Origin of the sequence: Pseudomonas aestuarii (genome assembly GCF_027988105.1) — a bacterium.
GTDB lineage: Bacteria > Pseudomonadota > Gammaproteobacteria > Pseudomonadales > Pseudomonadaceae > Aquipseudomonas > Aquipseudomonas aestuarii.
In genome coordinates this window covers 249,836-267,344 of the sequence record NZ_JAQJZJ010000007.1, presented here as the reverse complement: position 1 = coordinate 267,344, position 17,509 = coordinate 249,836, and the positions used below count along the sequence as shown (strand labels likewise).

The 17,509-nt window shown below is 60.9% G+C and carries 15 protein-coding genes; 3 read left to right on the top strand and 12 right to left on the bottom strand.

Annotated features, from left to right (window positions below; genetic code table 11):
* Window positions 1–143 precede the first annotated feature (143 nt).
* The gene (locus PH586_RS16355) at window positions 144–1,349 is read right to left on the bottom strand and encodes an acetyl-CoA C-acetyltransferase (RefSeq protein WP_271348826.1); all 1,206 of its coding nucleotides are present in this window, start codon (window positions 1,347–1,349) and stop codon (window positions 144–146) included.
* 1,338 nt (window positions 1,350–2,687) lie between these two features.
* Here PH586_RS16355 and PH586_RS16350 point away from each other — a divergent pair.
* Window positions 2,688–3,839 (top strand): mechanosensitive ion channel family protein, encoded by a 1,152-nt coding sequence (locus PH586_RS16350; protein WP_271348825.1) that lies wholly within the window; start codon window positions 2,688–2,690, stop codon window positions 3,837–3,839.
* A 198-nt stretch (window positions 3,840–4,037) separates the two neighbouring features.
* Here PH586_RS16350 and PH586_RS16345 read toward each other — a convergent pair whose 3' ends face one another.
* The 6 genes from PH586_RS16345 to PH586_RS16320 all read right to left on the bottom strand — a co-directional run bounded on the left by PH586_RS16345 (window position 4,038) and on the right by PH586_RS16320 (window position 9,622).
* On the bottom strand, window positions 4,038–4,772 hold the full coding sequence (locus PH586_RS16345; protein ID WP_271348824.1) for a proteasome-type protease: 735 nt from the start codon (window positions 4,770–4,772) through the stop codon (window positions 4,038–4,040).
* An 81-nt stretch (window positions 4,773–4,853) separates the two neighbouring features.
* Window positions 4,854–5,651 carry a transglutaminase family protein gene (locus PH586_RS16340; RefSeq protein ID WP_271348823.1) on the bottom strand — a complete coding sequence of 266 codons (798 nt, stop codon included), beginning with the start codon at window positions 5,649–5,651 and terminating at the stop codon, window positions 4,854–4,856.
* Window positions 5,648–6,598, bottom strand: a complete 951-nt coding sequence (locus PH586_RS16335; protein ID WP_271348822.1) for an alpha-E domain-containing protein — start codon at window positions 6,596–6,598, stop codon at window positions 5,648–5,650. Before PH586_RS16335 ends, PH586_RS16340 begins: the two co-directional genes overlap by 4 nt.
* Window positions 6,599–6,866: 268 nt before the next feature.
* Window positions 6,867–8,276: a circularly permuted type 2 ATP-grasp protein gene (locus PH586_RS16330; protein WP_271348821.1), complete on the bottom strand. Its 1,410-nt coding sequence runs from the start codon at window positions 8,274–8,276 to the stop codon at window positions 6,867–6,869.
* Between the two features lie 173 nt (window positions 8,277–8,449).
* On the bottom strand, window positions 8,450–9,157 hold the full coding sequence (locus PH586_RS16325; RefSeq protein WP_271348820.1) for a type 1 glutamine amidotransferase: 708 nt from the start codon (window positions 9,155–9,157) through the stop codon (window positions 8,450–8,452).
* A 120-nt stretch (window positions 9,158–9,277) separates the two neighbouring features.
* Window positions 9,278–9,622, bottom strand: a complete 345-nt coding sequence (locus PH586_RS16320) for a ribonuclease E inhibitor RraB (protein WP_271348819.1) — start codon at window positions 9,620–9,622, stop codon at window positions 9,278–9,280.
* 908 nt (window positions 9,623–10,530) lie between these two features.
* On the opposite strand from PH586_RS16320, the gene PH586_RS16315 reads away from it, so the two are divergent.
* Together PH586_RS16315 and PH586_RS16310 are read left to right on the top strand one after the other, a co-directional pair.
* Complete coding sequence (locus PH586_RS16315; protein WP_271348818.1) at window positions 10,531–11,415, top strand: SDR family NAD(P)-dependent oxidoreductase; 885 nt, start codon at window positions 10,531–10,533, stop codon at window positions 11,413–11,415.
* Window positions 11,416–11,791: 376 nt separating this feature from the next.
* Window positions 11,792–12,061: a hypothetical protein gene (locus PH586_RS16310; RefSeq protein WP_271348817.1), complete on the top strand. Its 270-nt coding sequence runs from the start codon at window positions 11,792–11,794 to the stop codon at window positions 12,059–12,061.
* A 75-nt stretch (window positions 12,062–12,136) separates the two neighbouring features.
* On the opposite strand, the gene trhA is transcribed toward PH586_RS16310, so the two are convergent.
* The 5 genes from trhA to PH586_RS16285 all read right to left on the bottom strand — a co-directional run bounded on the left by trhA (window position 12,137) and on the right by PH586_RS16285 (window position 17,151).
* Window positions 12,137–12,754, bottom strand: coding sequence for a PAQR family membrane homeostasis protein TrhA (trhA, locus tag PH586_RS16305; protein WP_271348816.1), 618 nt, complete (start codon window positions 12,752–12,754; stop codon window positions 12,137–12,139).
* 277 nt (window positions 12,755–13,031) lie between these two features.
* Window positions 13,032–15,113: an LTA synthase family protein gene (locus tag PH586_RS16300; protein ID WP_271348815.1), complete on the bottom strand. Its 2,082-nt coding sequence runs from the start codon at window positions 15,111–15,113 to the stop codon at window positions 13,032–13,034.
* Window positions 15,114–15,117: 4 nt separating this feature from the next.
* The gene (locus tag PH586_RS16295) at window positions 15,118–15,975 is read right to left on the bottom strand and encodes a hypothetical protein (RefSeq protein WP_271348814.1); all 858 of its coding nucleotides are present in this window, start codon (window positions 15,973–15,975) and stop codon (window positions 15,118–15,120) included.
* Window positions 15,976–16,182: 207 nt separating this feature from the next.
* The gene (locus tag PH586_RS16290) at window positions 16,183–16,647 is read right to left on the bottom strand and encodes a bacteriohemerythrin (protein WP_271348813.1); all 465 of its coding nucleotides are present in this window, start codon (window positions 16,645–16,647) and stop codon (window positions 16,183–16,185) included.
* 159 nt (window positions 16,648–16,806) lie between these two features.
* Window positions 16,807–17,151: a cupin domain-containing protein gene (locus PH586_RS16285; RefSeq protein ID WP_271348812.1), complete on the bottom strand. Its 345-nt coding sequence runs from the start codon at window positions 17,149–17,151 to the stop codon at window positions 16,807–16,809.
* Window positions 17,152–17,509: the final 358 nt, after the last annotated feature.

Here is a 17,509-nt window from a genome sequence, read left to right as displayed (position 1 = left end):
AGTTGCGCTCGACTGGAGGGCAACGCAGTAACCGTAGGAGCGGCGGGGACGCCCAGTTCATGCCCGCGATCATCAGTGGCGTAAGGTGGGCTGGGCCCGCAATACCCTTCGATGGGTATCGCTTCGCCCCACCCTCCTGCCGGTCAGATCCGCTCGATAATCGTCGCGATGCCCATACCGCCGCCTACGCAGAGGGTGGCCAGGCCGTAGCGCAACTGGCGACTCTCCAACTCGTCAAGCAGGGTGCCGAGGATCGCGCAACCGGTGGCGCCAAGCGGGTGCCCCATGGCAATGGAGCCACCGTTGACGTTGACCTTGTCTTCACTGACGCCCATGTCCTTCATGAACTTCATCACCACCGAGGCAAAGGCTTCGTTTACCTCGAACAGATCGATGTCGCTGACAGTCAAACCGGCCTTGGCCAGCGCCTTGCGCGTAGCCGGTGCCGGGCCGGTGAGCATGATGGTCGGGTCGGTGCCGATCACGGCTGTCGCGACGATGCGCGCCCGCGGCTGCAAACCCAGCTCCTTGCCCTTGGCGGCGCTGCCGATCAGCATCAGCGCCGAGCCGTCGACTATGCCGGAGCTGTTGCCCGGGGTGTGCACATGGTTGATCTGCTCGACATGGCTGTAGACCCGCAGCGCGGTGCTGTCGAAGCCCATCTGCCCCATCATCTCGAAGCTCGGCTTGAGCTTGCCCAGGCCCTCCAGGGTGCTGTCGCCGCGGATGAATTCATCGTGGTCGAGCAGCACGATGCCGTTCTGATCGGTCACCGGGATCAGCGACTTGTCGAACGAACCATCGGCACGCGCGCGCGCCGCCTTCTGCTGCGAACGCAGGGCATAGGCGTCGACATCGGCCCGGCTGAAGCCTTCCAGGGTGGCGATCAGATCGGCACCGATGCCCTGGGGGGTGAAATGGCTGTGCAGATTGGTCGCCGGATCCATGACCCAGGCGCCACCGTCGGAGCCCATGGGCACGCGCGACATCGACTCGACACCACCCACCACGACCAGGTCCTCGAAGCCGGAGCGCACTTTCATCGCGCCCAGGTTCACCGCTTCCAGGCCCGATGCGCAGAAGCGATTGAGCTGCATGCCCGAGACACTGACATCCCAGTCGGCGACCATGGCCGCAGTCTTGGCAATGTCCGCACCCTGATCACCCACCGGCGTGACGCAGCCGAGCACGATGTCATCGACCTGGCTGGTATCCAGGTTATTACGCACCTGCAGGGCCTTGAGCAGGCCGGCGATCAGGTCAACGGGCTTGACGCTATACAGCGCCCCGTCCTTCTTGCCTTTGCCGCGGGGCGTGCGCACCGCATCGAAAATGAATGCTTCGGTCATGGCGTCCTCAAAGTTTCCAGCGCTGGGATAGACAGTCGCGCGTCGTCAGTTGACAGCCGGCTGTCGGGCTTTGGCAAGTAGGCCGGCCCTGGGTCCGGCAGACTCCCGGAACCAGATTGCGCCAGTAAGTGTTCTAAGGCTCTACCATACCTTCAGGCGAACCAAGCTCAATGACCAAAGTGCTCAGGCACGTTGACCGCTCTGCTCAGACGAACGGTCACCTGCTGGCGTTATGCAGGCACAGCCCGGTCTAATGGCTCTGGCTCAAGGGTCGCTGAGAATTTTGCGGTACCTGGCATAACTCAAAGTTCAGACTTCGCAACGGCTAGCAACCAAGTCATCTAAACGATCTGTGACATGCCCCCTAGAGTTAGGATGACTACACGGAAATAGAGTTATAAAAGTAGCTGCCGCCGCCGGGTTTTGCCGGGGTGGTTTTCAGTCCACGCCCAGGCGTGACGCTGCAGCCCGACAGGTCTTTAGAGCGGGTATTCGACGCCACACCAACAAAAACAAAAGGCAGATGGCCATGTTCAAACAGCCCAAAATCCGGCAAGCGGGTCTGATCGTATTCGCCACGACCCTGATCCTGATTCTTCCCAACCTCACCCGACTGGTCGGTTAGCGCCCTTCCCGCGCCGGGGTGGCGCCTGGGCGATCACCTTGGCGCGGGCAATACCATAAGGGTTCATCGGTCGGACACAGAGCCCGGCGGGTTGCCGCTGTACTCCGAGCGGAACTCAATCCGGGCAGCCCACTGCTCTGCTGCGCACCGAGCTGCCGGTCGGCGATCCAGGATCGCTATCGTTGCGCTCATCCGACAACAGCCACTGTTGCGTGGCGCTGACCAACTCCTCGCGCCATCCGCGATCCTTAGGGTGTCACTCGCCGCAGAGAATGCCCCATTGCTTCGGCGGTGCGCTGCAAGACTTGGCGCCAGCTCGCTGTGCGTCGAGCGGAACGCTGTGCGGCACGATCCAGTGCCTTGTTGCGAAGGTCTGGGGGCGCTCTGGCGACGACGCGCGAATTCCTACTCCGCAGACTGCTTGTGAAAAGCGACGCCGAGATCACCTGCCCGCGATCCGCGCGCGTGCCTGGATAAGCATCACCACCAGCCCGCAAGCCGCTTGCGCAATCTTTGCGACTGCTCCCGCTACACCTTACCCTTAAACCCACACTCGGCCGATCCCCCATATCCTGGGCGATGAAGGTGTAATCCCCTTCATCTTCTGCCAGCGGGAGGTGATGTTCAAAAAAGAGTGTGCGACCTTCGCAGCCGGCACGCGATGGCTCACCATCAGGGCACTGGCGGCGCCCACAGCAGAGGAGCAAGACCCCGTGAATGATTGGAATTTCTTACTCGAACGAATCCTATGGCTCAACGTAGGCGTGGTGCTGATCGCCACCTTGACCCTCTATTTCATACTGCGCACGCTGTCCAGCAAGCTGAGCAGCCATCTGGCCAGCTGGGCCAAGGGCCAGCGCAGCCTGGCCACCACGCTGGCGGTGGAAATCTTGCGCCAGACCAGCCGCATCCTGCTGTTCGCCTTTAGCCTGCTGCTCGCCCTCAAGCTGGTCAGTCTGCCTGCCAGATGGGAAGACACCCTGGCCCACGGCTGGTTCATCGCGCTGGCCTTGCAGATCGCCCTGTGGCTTGACAGCGGAGTACGCCTTTGGACCCGTGACATGCTGGTCAGCGACGATGGCACCCTGCGCAACCCGGTCACCACCACCATCATCGCGGTCCTGCTGCGCATCCTCGTCTGGGCGGTGATGCTGCTGTCGATCCTGGCCAACGTCGGCGTCAATATCACCGCCCTGGTGGCCAGCCTCGGAGTCGGCGGTATTGCCGTGGCGCTGGCGGTGCAAACACTGCTCAGCGACATGTTCGCCTCGCTGTCGATCGGCATCGACAAGCCCTTCGAGATCGGCGACTTCGTGGTATTCGGCTCGGTCGCCGGTTCTATCGAACATATCGGTCTGAAGACCACGCGCATTCGCAGCCTGAGCGGCGAGCAGATCGTCTGCGCCAATTCCGAGCTGCTGCGCCAGACCCTGCATAACTACAAGCGCATGGAGCAGCGGCGCATCGATTTCAAGTTTGGCATCACCTACAACACGCCGCAGGACAAGGTGCGCGAAGTGGCGGCGCTGGTCCGTCGGATAGTCGAGGGGATTGCCGATACCCGCTTCGACCGCGCGCACTTCCTCGCCTTCGACAACTACCAACTGACGTTCGAAGTGGTCTATTTCGTGCTGAGTTCGGACTACAACAAGTACATGGACATTCAGCAGGACATCAATCTGGGCCTGCTGCAAGGCATGCGTGAGCTGGACGTGCAATTCGCCTTTCCGACCCAAAGCGTTGAATTTATCGGCGGGAAATTCCCGCAAATCAGCGTGGCCGGCCTGCCCAGACAAACGACCGCGGAGCGTGGCGACACGCAGCAGGACGCCCCCGCCAGCGCTCAATTGCCGGCCCGTGGGTAACACAGGCAAGCATCAGCAGATCCACTATTCGCGTATGTTCGTGAATAGCCAGCCTATGCGGCGGGCCTGCGCGGCGCGGCCTGCGCGGCCCGGCCCAACCTGCAATTCGCTTTGCGGTTAAGGTCGTCCGCGGACAGGCTGCCGGGGGACTTTGCAATCATGCCGGGGTGTGCTCAAAGCGCTACACCGCGGACGCGGTCAAACCCAGTAGTCACCAGGCGCTTCCGCTAGCTGGCCGAGCAGTGTGCTCAGGCCACCGCACCACTGCTGACGAATCCCTTCGAAATAGGCATCGCCTTCGCGCACACGAAATCCGCTCGGCACCTCAAAGCTGTCGGTTTTGTAGACCAGCAGATCCAGCGGCATACCGACCGACAGGTTGCTGCGGATGGTCGAGTCGAAGGAAATCAAGGCGCACCGCAGCGCCAGTTCCAGAGGCGTCTGGTAACTCAGGGCGCGATCGAGGATTGGCTTGCCGTATTTGCTCTCGCCAATCTGAAAGTACGGCGTGTCTTCGCTGGACGTGATGAAGTTGCCCTGTGGATAGAGGTTGTAAAGCGCCGGGGCTTGGCCATGAATCTGCCCACCGAGCAGAAACGAGCAACCCAGTTCTATGCCCTGATTGAGGGTCGCGCTTTCATCATGGGCCAGCACTTCGCGCAGGGTATCGCCCACCAGAGTCGCCGCGGCAAACAGGCTTGGGACGTTGTGCAAATGCTCGCCGACGCCGTCCAGGCGTTGACGCAGCAAGCTGATCACCGACTGCGAGGTGGCCAGGTTGCCGGCGCTTTGCAGAACGATCAAACGCTCGCCGGGCACCCCGAACACATGCAGTTTGCGAAATACGGAAATGTGATCGACACCCGCATTGGTGCGCGAATCAGAAACGAACACCAGCCCTTGGGCCAGGCTCATGGCAACGCAGTAGGTCATGCTTCACCTTGTAGAACGAATGCGCCCGATGCAGTCGTAAACGCTGCACCGGGCGCGGTTGGGTACTCATGTTGCGCAATTCTACTGTTTTTGCACCTTCAACAACGGAGAAACTTCTACAAGAGCGTGCATCTGTTCGGTGCCACCGCCCCGGCGCATACCGCGCACCGGGCAGGCATCCAGGTAATCCAGACCAACCGCCAGCTTCAAATGACGCTCCGGCTTGGCCAGGCAGTTGGTCACATCGAAACTGTACCAGGCGCCATCCAGCCAGGCTTCTGCCCAAGCATGGCTGGCCAGGTGGTCGTCGCTGTCGGTGAGCAGGTAACCCGACACATAGCGTGCCGGAATACCGAGACTGCGCGCACAGGCGAGAAAGGCATGGGCATGGTCCTGACACACCCCTTGCTGGCCGGCGAAGGCCTCAATCGCGCTGGTTTCCACCGCGGTACTGCCGGTCAGGTAGCTGATGTGGCCATGCAAAGCATGCATCAGGTCGATCAAGGCGCTGCGGTCGCGACGTTGTTTGCAGTGCTGTTGGGCGAACTCGCGCAAGGCTGCATCCGCCTCGGTCAGGCGAGTGAAGCGCAGGAACGGCAACGCCGACTGGCGCTCGTGCTCGCACTCGCGCTGTTCATCGATCTCGACCAGGCCACAGGCGCCGATGACGATGGATTCATGGGGCTCATCCATGGTCAGCACGTGCAGGATGTTGCCGTACGGGTCGAGCTGGGCGCGCACCGGGCGCGGTAGGCTGAGCTGCCAGCTGAGCACGCGCTGGCGTTCGCTGTCGTGCGGGGTCAGGCGTAGGTACTGGATGCTTGCCCGCACCTGTTTTTCGTAGTGGTAGGTGGTGTCGTGGCTGATGGACAGTCTCATGCGACCTCCAGGTAGGAACTGTGGATGGCTTGGCCCAGGTCGCGCACCAGCAGGATGAAATCGGTGAGCCAGGCATGCAGGCCTTCGTCCAGCACCTCGTCAATGCTCGTATAGCGCAGGCGGGCTTCCAGTTCGGCCGCCAGGCGCTGGGCCGGACGACCATTCTCGCCAGGCAGGCTGGCGAGCATCAGGTGCAGTTCATCCATGCAGGCGCGCAGGGAGCGTGGAATGTCGGGGCGCAACAGCAGCAGTTCCGAGACCTTGCGCGTACCCGGCGAGCCGCGATAGATCTCGGCGAAGGCCTCGTACGAGGACAGTGCGCGCAGCAAGGCGCTCCACTGATAGTAGCTGCGCGCCGGACGGCCATCGACCTCGTCGATGTCCTCGCCGAGCATCTCGTAGCGCGCATCGAGCAGACGCAAGGTGTTGTCCGCCCGCTCGATGAAGGTCCCAAGACGAATGAAGCGGTAGGGGTCGCCGCGCATGATGGTGCCGAAAGTGGCGCCACGGAACAGGTGCGAACGCTCCTTGACCCACTCACAGAAGCGGCTGATGCCGTAGCGCCCCAGGCCCTGCTCGGCGATGCCGCGAATATCCAGCCAGCTGGCGTTGATGTTCTCCCACATCTCGGCGGTGATACGTCCGCGTACCGCGTGGGCATTGCTGCGCGCCGCGCCCAGGCAGTTGTAGATGCTCGCCGGATTATCGGCATCCAGGGCAAAAAACTGCAGCATGCGCTCGCCGTGCAGCTGGCCATGGCGTGCCATGTACTCTTCCAGGGTGCCGGTAATAACCAGCGGCATGGCCAGTTCTCCCAGGCCATCGCCACGGCCGTCTTGCGGCATCAGCGACAGTGAATAACTGACATCGAGCATGCGCGCGAGGTTTTCCGCACGCTCCAGATAGCGCGACATCCAGTACAGATCAGAGGCAGTTCTACTCAGCATAGTCAGGGCGCTCTCATGTTAAATGGCGAGCCACGCTGGCGCGCGAGCCTGCCAGGCAAGACGCAGGGCGCAGGTTATGGCCACTCCCTCGTCAAGCCCCACAACGCTGCATGGCGGGCTCACAGCACCAACCCGAAGGACCGCGCCCGCAAGGCGCAATCCCGCGTTATTCGTCGTTCATTGGGAATAACCTACCTTCTCTCCTCACTCCTCGTCTTGCGCCTTGCGGGGCAGCGGCGTGGCCGTCATTCGGCATGAGCGCGCCCTGCTAATCCTCTACCACCCAAGTATCCTTGGTGCCGCCACCTTGCGACGAGTTGACCACCAGCGAGCCTTCGCGCAGGGCCACGCGGGTCAGCCCTCCCGGCACCAGGCGCACTTCGCGACCGGACAGAACGAACGGGCGCAGGTCGATATGCCGCGGCGCGATGCCGTTCTCGACAAAGGTCGGGCAGGTCGACAGGCACAGGGTCGGCTGGGCGATATAGGCCTCGGGCCTGGCGATCAGGCGGGCGCGGAAGGTTTCGATCTCGGCCTTGCTCGCGGCCGGCCCGACCAGCATGCCGTAGCCACCGGAACCCTGGGTTTCCTTGACCACCAGTTCAGCCAGGTTGGCCAGCACGTGAGACAGGTCGGCCGGCTTGCTGCACTGCCAGGTCGGCACGTTCTTGAGGATCGGCTCCTCGTCCAGGTAGAAGCGGATCATCTCGGTGACGTAGGGGTAGGTCGACTTGTCGTCCGCTACCCCGGTGCCGATGGCATTGGCCAGCACCACATTGCCCGAGCGGTAGGCCGACAGCAGCCCGGGCACGCCGAGCATGGAATCCGGATTGAAGGTCAACGGATCGAGGAAGTCGTCATCCAGGCGCCGGTAGATCACGTCCACCTGTTTGGCCCCGGCGGTGGTGCGCATATAGACCTTGTCGTCGCGCACGAACAGGTCCGCGCCCTCGACCAGTTCCACCCCCATTTCCCGCGACAGGAAGGCATGCTCGAAATAGGCACTGTTGAAGCGGCCCGGGGTCAGCACCACCACATTGGGGTTATCCAGCGGGCTGGAGGTCTTCAGGGTCTCGAGCAGCAGGTTCGGGTAATGGTTGATGGGGGCGATGCGTTGCGCGGCAAACAGCTCGGGAAACAGGCGCATCATCATCTTGCGGTCTTCGAGCATGTAGCTGACGCCGCTCGGCGTGCGCAGGTTGTCTTCCAGCACGTAGTAGCTGCCATCGCCATCGCGCACCAGATCGACCCCGGCGATGTGCGCATAGAGGTCGCGGTGCAGGTCGAGGCCCTGCATGGCGATCTGGTAGCCCTCGTTGGCCAGCACTTGCTCGGCCGGGATGATCCCGGCCTTGATGATGCGCTGATCATGATAGAGATCGGCGAGGAACATGTTCAGCGCCTGCACGCGCTGGATGCAGCCGCGCTCGATCATGCGCCACTCGCTGGCCGGAATGCTGCGCGGAATGGTGTCGAAGGGGATCAGCCGCTCGGTGCCCTGCTCATCGCCATACAGGGTGAAGGTGATGCCGGCGCGGTGAAACAGCAGGTCCGCTTCGCGGCGGCGCTGGGCCAGCAACTCCTTGGGCGTTTCAGCCAGCCAACGGGCGAATGCTTGATAGTGCGCACGGCATTCGCCATTCGCCAGGTACATTTCGTCATAAAAGGTGCGGACCATGCCGTGCTCCTTGTCACGCGGACACACCAAAGCACTGCAAAGCCCGAGCCACTGGGCTTATCCATTAATAATCATAGACTTAGGAAATAAACGAGCTTACGACGCACCAATCCAGAGCAACCCCGCCCGCGTCAACGGGCGTCACGCACGGTCATGCGGCAGTGCCGTGCACCTCAAACCAACGCCAGCTTCAACCAATGCCGGTAGAAACCTTCGGCCACCTGGTTGAGGGCCGCTATTTTTTCCGGCAAATCATCGAGCATCTGCGTCCGGCTCTGCTGGCTGGGTTGACTCTCATCGAGCAGATGCAACCAGTCACCGAGCCATTGCCGCACCAACGCCTCGGTCATTTCCGGGTGTCCCTGCATGGCGAAGATCTTCTCACCCCAGCTGAACGCTTGATTGTCGCACCAGGGGCTACTCAATAAGGGTCGGGCGCCATGCGGCAGGCCAAAGGTGTCGCCATGCCACTGGAAGACCGGAAACGCCTGCGGCACATGGGCCAACCAGGGACTCGCCACGGCCCCGTGCACCCGCTCGAGCAACTGCCAACCGCTCTCGGTGTATGGCATACGGCTGACTTCGGCGCCCAATGCCTTGGCCAGCAACTGACCGCCCAGACAGTGGCCGATCAGGGGGATATCGCGCCGAATGAAATGTTGCAGCGCTGCAATTTCAGTTGCCAGCCAGGGCAAGGGATCGTTGACGCTCATGGGGCCACCCATGATCGCCACGGCCTTGGGACGATCCAGATCGACGCCATCGAGCTCGCCAAGATCGACCCGTAGCGTATGAAAGTCCAGCCGCGCTTCATCCAGCACCTTGGCCAAATGACCCGGCGGACAATAATCGATGTGGGTAAGTATCAGGATATCGCTCATCAACAGCCTCCGCCGCCAAGTCTGCAGCAAAGCGGATGCTCGGGTCGAGAGGGCAATAGCGAAAGATAGGCGCATCGGCCAGTCAGGAACCGGCCGACGCTCGTTGCGGAAGCTAACTGGCTATCCAGGCTGCAGGGCTTTGACTTCCTGGGTAACCCCCCAACCGTCCAATTTTCCGCCAAGCGGGGCCACGACCGACTCCAGGTCATGTTCGAAGTCGCCAATGCCGTCGTAGGTCGCATACATCACCTTGCTCACCTGCAGGTGCCAGGCGCCGTCATCACGCTCGGTGACCAAGGCATGCAAGGACTCGCCACGAAAGTTTCTGGTCGCCAGGCGTGCCCGCTCCTCATCCGGGAAAATGGCGTAGAACTCAATGGGATGGAAGCTGGTGAAGTCAAAACCACCTTCTTTCATCCGCCGCAAAACTCCGTTACTGACATCATCGTGCAAGGCTGTGCTCATGAAGTGATCTCCTCAGCGATGGAAGGATTAACTGCTTTCCCATTGCAACCGCCATAACTGCGACGGTGTTGCGACACCTGTAACCATGCCGCCCGAGATTCAAGCAAGGAGCTGCTTGATGTGTCATAAGCCAGACCTGAAGACAGGGCTGGTCGACGATGCGCGATTCAGAGCGAAAAGCGCGAAGCTGTCCAGTGCAGAGTAGCGCGAAGCAGAAAGATTTGCAGTGCCAAAAGACAACTTGTGACAAAACCGGCGACCGGCAGCACGTTGCAGGGTGAGGCAGCAATCTGCGCAACACGTAAATCGCCTCGTGGATCAGCCTGACCACGGGACACTCCGGAGCCTCACACCCGGCTGTGCCGCAGGCCTTCAGCCTGATGCCCAGGGGCTGAGGAGCCGAACGAGAAACGCAGACAGCGCTACATGGGCGTGTTGGCGATGGCCGGCATCCATCGGGCGCCGGCAATCGGGATGTTGGTCACTGAGCAGCCCCGCTCAGGCAGGAAATGCACCACCCGAGCGAGGGCGCAATCCGTGCTCTTGAGCAGGCCGGAGAGGACCTGAAACACATGCCATAACCTCGGCTAAGCCTCCAGGCGCACGCTCCTCGCCGCCTGGGCCTGTGCGATGCAGCGCAGGCTGTCATTGAGCGACAGTTCATCCTCCAGAGCTCGATCAACAGGGACGCTAGCTCCTGGCGCTGGCGGCCTTGTACCACTCATACACTCCGAAGATGCCAACCTATACAGGCAACAAATTCTGTTGGTAGTCAGGCGATCTGCAGGCTAGATATCCATGTTGTCTCACGCGCGACTGCTTACCGGGCAGGGCCTGAGCGAAAACACTCGTGGGTCGTTTCAGACGGCGCACTCAATCAGCAATTGGGCTGGGATAGAAGGCTGCTTATGCAAATGCTTATTGGAAAAACCGCATTCATCACCGGCGCCGCCGAAGGCATCGGTTTTCACATCGCTCGCACCTTTGCGCAACAGGGCATGAACGTGATGTTGGCGGACATAGACGCCGGTTTGCTGGAGCAGGCGCGGCAGACACTGAACGATGAGGGCCATAGTGTGGCCGCCGTTGTCTGCGATGTGGCGAAACGCGACGCTCTGGAAACAGCGGCCAAGGCTACGCTGGAGTGTTTCGGCAAGGTGCATGTGCTGGTGAACAATGCCGGCGTATCGGTTGCGGGGCCTCAGGATCGGATTTCGGAAAACAACTGGCGCTGGATTATCGATGTAAACCTGATGGGCGTGGTTTACGGAGCACAGGTTTTTGTTCCCCTGATCAAGGAGCACGGTGAAGGTGGCCATGTGATCAATGTGGCATCGGTGGCTGGTACGCTCGGCATACCCTTTGCCGGTCCTTACTGTGCGACTAAAGCGGCGGTGGTGTCGCTCTCAGAGAGCTGGCAAGGCGAGTTGAAGTCAGCCGGCATTGGCGTTTCGGTACTCTGCCCGGCGTTTGCCAAGTCCCGTATTTACTGCAGTGAGCGTAATCGTCAGACGGAATACGGCGGTGTTCCTGGGCTTGATGCTAAGCCGAGCCCCCGTACCCTGGAGCTCGCGGCCAAGGCGAAAGAAGCGGTAACCACGGGTATCGACACGGCTATCGTGGCCGAGCGCTTGCTGGAAGCGGTGTTGCATAACGAACTCTATGTGTTTACCCACCCCCACTACCGCCCGGTGGTGGAAGGCCGCAGCCAGCAATTGAGCCTGGCCTTCGATGCCGCCGATGCCAGCCCAGTACTGAAAGCTGTGGAACCGGGTGAAATCACTTCACTGTAAATAAAGCTGAAGGGGCTTAGAGGATCTCAGTTAATCCGACAATTGGGAGGGCTAACCGAAATATTACGCCAAGCCCTCCACCGCACAGGCTGCCCCCCGAGATGGAAAACGTCGCGGTGCTGATCAGGCCGAGGAAGCAGCCATTGTCGACGATCCGCGCCACCTGGCCTGCGGCGCAAGGCTGCGCAGGCGAGGATGGCTGCCGACAACTTGAGGGAATCGGCATGTGCTATACCATCGAGAGCAGGGAAAAGTAGCGAGGAAGGCACCGTGCCTGCACCCAGCACGGATATCCTGCCGCCCACCAGGCTCTTTGACCGATTCAATTTCAGCCGTGTGGATCCGCCAGAGACCCTTAAATGAAGAGGTTGATCTCATGACCACGATGCAATGCACCTACCGCGACCACATCATTGCCGCTGACGTTGTCGAACACCCGGGCATTCCGACACCCTGGGCTGGCGGCTGCCATATCACCACCCCGGACGGCCGCACCACCAGACGGCTACCTCTGCCCCTCGACCAGGCCTTCCTCGCCGAACTGGAAAGTGCCCAGCGGGCCTCCATAGCCCACGGCAAATGGTTGGTTGACCAATGCCTGGACCAAGGCGTGGCACTCTTCGACAAGCCCGCCGCCACGGCCTGAGCGCTTTCTCACAAGCGCGGGCGACGTTTCATCGGCCACGGGGTATACGCGAGCACTCTCGGTGCTCGCGCCGCATCAGAGGACGTAGAACAGGATCGCGATGAAATGCAGCAGACTGCCGACCATGACGAACAGGTGCCAGATACCATGCCAATGCCGGAAGCGGCTGTCGTAGACGAAAAAAATGATCCCGACCGTGTAGAAAACGCCACCTGCCGCCAGCCAGGTGAAGCCCGCAATACCCAGGCCGGCGATTAACGGCTGGATCGCAACCAGGACGACCCAGCCCATCAGCGCATAGATCACCAGCGACAACACCCGTGCCTCGGAGCGTGGTTTGATCTCCTGCAGCATGCCGATCAGCGCCAGTAGCCAGACCACCGTGAACAGCGACCAGCCCCAGGGGCCGCGCAAGGTCACCAGGCAGAACGGCGTGTAGCTGCCGGCAATCAGCAGGTAGATCGACAGGTGATCGAGCTTGCGCATGATCACCTTCGCCCGCCCCTGCACGCTGTGATAGATGGTCGAGATGCTGTAGAGCAGGAGCAAGGTGACGCCGTAGATGGCGACACTGACGATCGTCATCGGCTCGCCATCCAGGCTCGCCAGCACCAGCAGCCAGAGCGCCCCGATGCACGCCAGCACGGCACCGACCAGATGGGTCCAGGCGTTGAATCTTTCCCCGTGATACATGTGTCAGCAACCTCGATCTAAACGCAGGCACACGCGCCTAGCGCGCAGCGTGGCGGTTACTGTAAACGATGCTCGCAAAAGCATGGCACAGGCGCTTACCGATCAAGTAGCGGACGCAACAATTGCCCACGCAGCCAGACAGCTCATGACTGCAGTTGAAGGAGGGTCGACGCGGCGCGATGCCAATGCAAGTGGCCGCCCGCATCAGCATCGGAATCCGTGCGCTGCGACCCATCAGCCGCAAACAGCAGGTAATCCGGCGGCGGCTACAGCCGGCTCACTGCCGCCCAGGCAGCCCATCCACCACGCCAGCACTGTTTTCCAGCAAGCTCTTGGTGGCGGTCTGCAGGAAAGCCTCGAGATTCTGCTGCAGTTCAGGATCGATATCACTCTGTACGCGCGTGGCGCTCGGCTCGGCCCCCAGCCGGTAGTCATACAGCCGCGGGGCAAAACCCTTGGGCTGAATCAGAATGCGCTTGGAGGTCACCAGGGCCACGGTCTGATCGCCGCCCGAGGGCTTGATCACGCCGATGCCCAGATCACCTTGCGGCAGATTGAGCAGGTCGCGCCCCCAGCACTGGTGACGCACCTCGCCGCCCAGGCGACCCATGATGGTCGGCACTATGTCGACCTGGGTACCGACCGTGTGGCTGACGGCGCCGAATTTTTCCTGGATGCCCGGGGCGATCAGCAATAGCGGCACGTTGAAGCGAAACAGATCCATCTCGGTCAGCTGCTCGGTGCTGCCAAAGCCATGATCGCCGACCACCACGAACAGGGTGTCCTTGAAATACGGCGCCTTACGCGCCTTGTCGAAGAACTGACCGAGGGCCCAGTCGGCATAGCGCATGGCGGTGAGGTGTTCATCGGCCGAGCCGTGGCCGCTCACCGGCGCAACCGGCAGATCCGCTGGCAAGGCATAGGGGGTGTGGTTGGACAGGGTTTGCAGCAAGGCATAGAACGGCTTGGCCCCGAAGTTGTTGGCCAACTCGCTGGCACCGCGGTCGAACATATCCTGGTCGGACACCCCCCAGGTCGGGTCCATGAAGACCGGATCGACGAAGTCCTCACGGCCGATGAAATTGCTCATGCCCTGGTTGCTGAAGAAACCCGACTGGTTGTCCCACTGAAAGTTGCCGTTGTAGACGTACAGGTTGTCGTAGCCGCGCGCACCGAGCAGTTGCGGCAAGCCGGAGAACTTGTTCGCGCCTTCCGGGGTGCGCATCAGGTACTCGAAACTCGGCAGGTTGGGGAAGCAGGCCATGCTGGCAAACATGCCCTGGTGGGTGTGGGTGCCGTTGGAGAAGAAGCGATCGAACAACAAGCCCTCTTGCGCCAGCTTGTCGAAGTTCGGCGTGATATTGCCCGGATAGCCCATGGCGCCGACAAAATGACCGGCAAAGCTTTCCATCAGGATCACCACCACGTTGCGAATCGGCAAGGTGGCGTCGGCAGGCGGGGTGAAGTCACGGCGGATCGCCGCAGTGTCGGCATCGACCAGCTGATCGTTAGGGGTCAGCAGCAATTTGCGCACGGTTTCCTGGGCCAGCTGGTCGGTCATGGTCGACTGCCAGGCATTCTCACGGTGCGAGGAAAAACTGGCTTGGGCAGCCGAGACCAGGGTCAGGGTGCCATTCAGGCCGAGCTGATTGGCGAACATCGACTCGGTGGTATAGGCATCGCCCCAGCGCAGCGGCGGACCCTGGCTGATATGGCCACGGGCCGCAATCACAGCCACCACCAGGCAAACGCCGAAGGTGGCGATGCGCCAATACCAGGCCGGCGCGCCAGTTGCTGATGACGACACTGTGGCCGCTGGCCGGCTGAGCAGATCCAGGCGCTTGAACAGCTTGCTCAGCAACCAGGTGGCAACAACCCAGGCCAGCAGGTAGCGGCCGACCGGGAAGCCGTTCCACAGCATGCTCAGGACAGTCTTGGGGTCTTCCTGAAAGTACTGGAACACCAGGCTATTGAGGCGTTGATGAAATTCACGATAGAAGTCCAGTTCGGACAAGCCGAGAAACAGGGTGATGCTGGCAAATCCGCTCAGCCAGAAGCGCTGCACGCCTCGGGCAGCCATGGCGCGCACGCTGAGTAACGACAGCAGCAACGGGATGCAGGCATAAACCACCACCCGCAGATCGAAACGCAGGCCGTTGAGAAAGGCCTCGGCAAAGCTGACCGCAGGCGTCACGCCGATCAGCTCGCGGTTGTAGACCAGCAAGGCAACCCGTAGCAAGGCATAGATCAGCAGCAGCGCCATCGCGCTCAAGAGGGTGAAGGCCAGGTGGCTTTTCAGGGTCGGACGCGCGAGAAGATAGGCGGACGAGGGATGTTTAAGGGCCGCAGTGGAGGCCATAGGTTCAGATTCCGTGAGGTCGACGCTTGAGTTCGAGGATACGCTTACGGCCTTGCTCGGCCAGCAAGTAGCGGCCGGGCTCCAAGGCGATGATGGTTTGGGCGGAGCGCAAATGCTGCAGGACTACCTGCAACTCTCCCGACCAATCGAGCAGCAGCAGCCGAGCCATATGGGTACTGTCTTCAGTGATCCACAGGCCATCGGCGGTGCACAGCAAAAAACCCGGCTGGTTGAGGCCGGCCTGAACCAAGGTGTCCTCCCCTGAGGCTTGCCACTGCTTGACCCAGCCCTTTTTCTTCTCGCTATAGAACAGCCGCCCATCGGCACACACCGTCACCGCTTCGCCCTCATTCAGGCCCTCACGCAGGGTGACGACTGCACCGTTGCTGGGGTCGTAACGCAACAGCCGACCTTGGTGCTTGTCCTGGATGACATACAGGTAATGGCCGTCGCTGGCGATGCCCTCGACACTATCGCTGGAGAACAGCGGCTCGGCCCTGTCGCCCTGCAACAGCAACAGCGGTAGTTTGTCCGCCTCCTGACTGACCGCCACACCGCTAGCAAATGCGGCCAACCCGTCTGGTTTGGACAAGCCACTCAAGACTGTCTTCAGGCTACCGTCACGGTTTTGCCTGAGGATGGTGCCCTTGCCGTCGGAAAACTCCTGACTGATATACAGCCTGCCCTGAGCATCGAGGGCTAAGGCACTGACGCGGTCAATATCCGCTTGAAAAACCTGATATTGCCAATCAGAGGACGCGATGACCGGGTAGAAATGCCGCCAGGCGGGGTAAGCCAAGCCTGGCACAACCAGTACCAGGCAGCAGAGCAACCACCGCCTGTAGCGCAAAGATAATTGCATCGACACCACTCCACAGCCAACTAAGTGAAAACGGCGGAAAGTCTGCCAAGTGCCATGTGAAAATTTTGTCGCGAAGGCTGAAGCGCCCAGCCCTCTTGTTGCGGCGCCCGCTTATGGGTTGCCACGTTCTGGATGAACAGCCGCTATTGCACGGGGACGCTCATCCTATCGGTTGCACCAGTTATGCGCCTAAAGGTCAGGCCGCCCTCAGGCGAAGAACTTCTTCATCGAGCGCGAAAACCAGCCGCCGGCCTGTTGATTACTGACCAGCCTGTTCATGTTGTCCTTGACCGCCTGCACATAACCGGCGTCGTCGCTGCGGATATGGTTGAACAACCAGCGCGAGAGCAGAGCGAGCAATTCAGCGGTGATGTCCTCGCCGGCCTGGAAGCGCAGGTTGAAGTCCTTGACCCGAGCAATGAAGATTTCATGGACGCGCTTGTGCGGACGCGTGAACTCGTAGCCGGCTTCCTCCAGCAGCGATTCCTCGAAGGCGAAATGCGACAGGGTGTAATCCACCAAACCGTTGAGCACGTCCCCCACTTCACCACCACTGTCCCCGTTCGCCTTCGCCTGGTGCAGGGCATTGATCATGTCGACGATGCGTTTGTGCTGGTCATCGATGACTTGAATGCCCGTATTCAGATCGTCCTGCCAAACCAGATAACTCATTACCCTCAGCCCCTCGTATGCCGCTCGACTGCAATGCGAGCGCTGCGACAAGGCTACTAAAGGGCTCTGGAATGGGGGCTGACGCAGATCAGTGAATAGTTGCTTAGGCGCCTATCGACGAAGCCAAGGCAATGGCACGAAGGTCATTACGCGGCTTTTTCAGCGGTCGCTGGATGCATGAGTTGGGCGAAAGAGTGTGACCAGCATGATCGAGTCGGCCTTGGCCCTCAGGGCATGCTCGGCCTCTTCGGCCAGGTACATCAGATCGTTGCCACCCATTTCATGCCATGTGCCCTGGGCTTGCACCTCGACGCAGCCCTGCAGGCAATGCAAGGTGAGGGGGCCGGCCACGGCATGCCCGGGAATGACTTTACCGGCCTGCAACACCAGGCGCATGACCTCGATGCGCGGCGCGCTGACAATTGCCTGGGAAATGAAATCAGGCGACTCTGCGGCGGACAGCAGATTGACTACTTCTCCCGATGCGGCGTGCTTCAAGGCCATGATCTGTTATCTCCATTGGAGGATAAATCCTCAAGGTAGTCGAGTGCGCCGCAGCTTGTCCAATCATGCCAGGACGCCTGCGGCAAGCGGCTAATGTGGGTAATGGATTAACTCAAGTGCGGATATAAGAGGTTCTGAGGCAAGGCGCTGCGACGAGTCATGGTCCACTCTGGCCAGGAGCTGGCCTCAGACAGCGTAATTGACTACTCGAACCGACCCAACAGGCCACTAACAGCGTAGTTTGCTGCGCAATGGCGACGGGCCGTTGTGGTCGATTGCCTGCATCAATTCCAGAGGGCGAACCGGTTGCAGCGGCCAGGATGGTCGCTGATCAAGCGGCCGCTGTATCTACTGAAAG

Bases quoted from the DNA above. Each gene is read 5' to 3' on its own strand.
- PH586_RS16290 (WP_271348813.1), bottom strand. From the start codon at position 16,647: ATGAGTTATCTGGTTTGGCAGGACGATCTGAATACGGGCATTCAAGTC.
- PH586_RS16310 (WP_271348817.1), top strand. From the start codon at position 11,792: ATGACCACGATGCAATGCACCTACCGCGACCACATCATTGCCGCTGAC.
- PH586_RS16325 (WP_271348820.1), bottom strand. From the start codon at position 9,157: ATGAGCGATATCCTGATACTTACCCACATCGATTATTGTCCGCCGGGT.
- PH586_RS16295 (WP_271348814.1), bottom strand. From the start codon at position 15,975: ATGCAATTATCTTTGCGCTACAGGCGGTGGTTGCTCTGCTGCCTGGTA.
- PH586_RS16330 (WP_271348821.1), bottom strand. From the start codon at position 8,276: ATGGTCCGCACCTTTTATGACGAAATGTACCTGGCGAATGGCGAATGC.
- PH586_RS16285 (WP_271348812.1), bottom strand. From the start codon at position 17,151: ATGGCCTTGAAGCACGCCGCATCGGGAGAAGTAGTCAATCTGCTGTCC.
- PH586_RS16340 (WP_271348823.1), bottom strand. From the start codon at position 5,651: ATGAGACTGTCCATCAGCCACGACACCACCTACCACTACGAAAAACAG.
- PH586_RS16345 (WP_271348824.1), bottom strand. From the start codon at position 4,772: ATGACCTACTGCGTTGCCATGAGCCTGGCCCAAGGGCTGGTGTTCGTT.
- PH586_RS16355 (WP_271348826.1), bottom strand. From the start codon at position 1,349: ATGACCGAAGCATTCATTTTCGATGCGGTGCGCACGCCCCGCGGCAAA.
- PH586_RS16335 (WP_271348822.1), bottom strand. From the start codon at position 6,598: ATGCTGAGTAGAACTGCCTCTGATCTGTACTGGATGTCGCGCTATCTG.
- trhA (WP_271348816.1), bottom strand. From the start codon at position 12,754: ATGTATCACGGGGAAAGATTCAACGCCTGGACCCATCTGGTCGGTGCC.
- PH586_RS16300 (WP_271348815.1), bottom strand. From the start codon at position 15,113: ATGGCCTCCACTGCGGCCCTTAAACATCCCTCGTCCGCCTATCTTCTC.
- PH586_RS16320 (WP_271348819.1), bottom strand. From the start codon at position 9,622: ATGAGCACAGCCTTGCACGATGATGTCAGTAACGGAGTTTTGCGGCGG.
- PH586_RS16315 (WP_271348818.1), top strand. From the start codon at position 10,531: ATGCAAATGCTTATTGGAAAAACCGCATTCATCACCGGCGCCGCCGAA.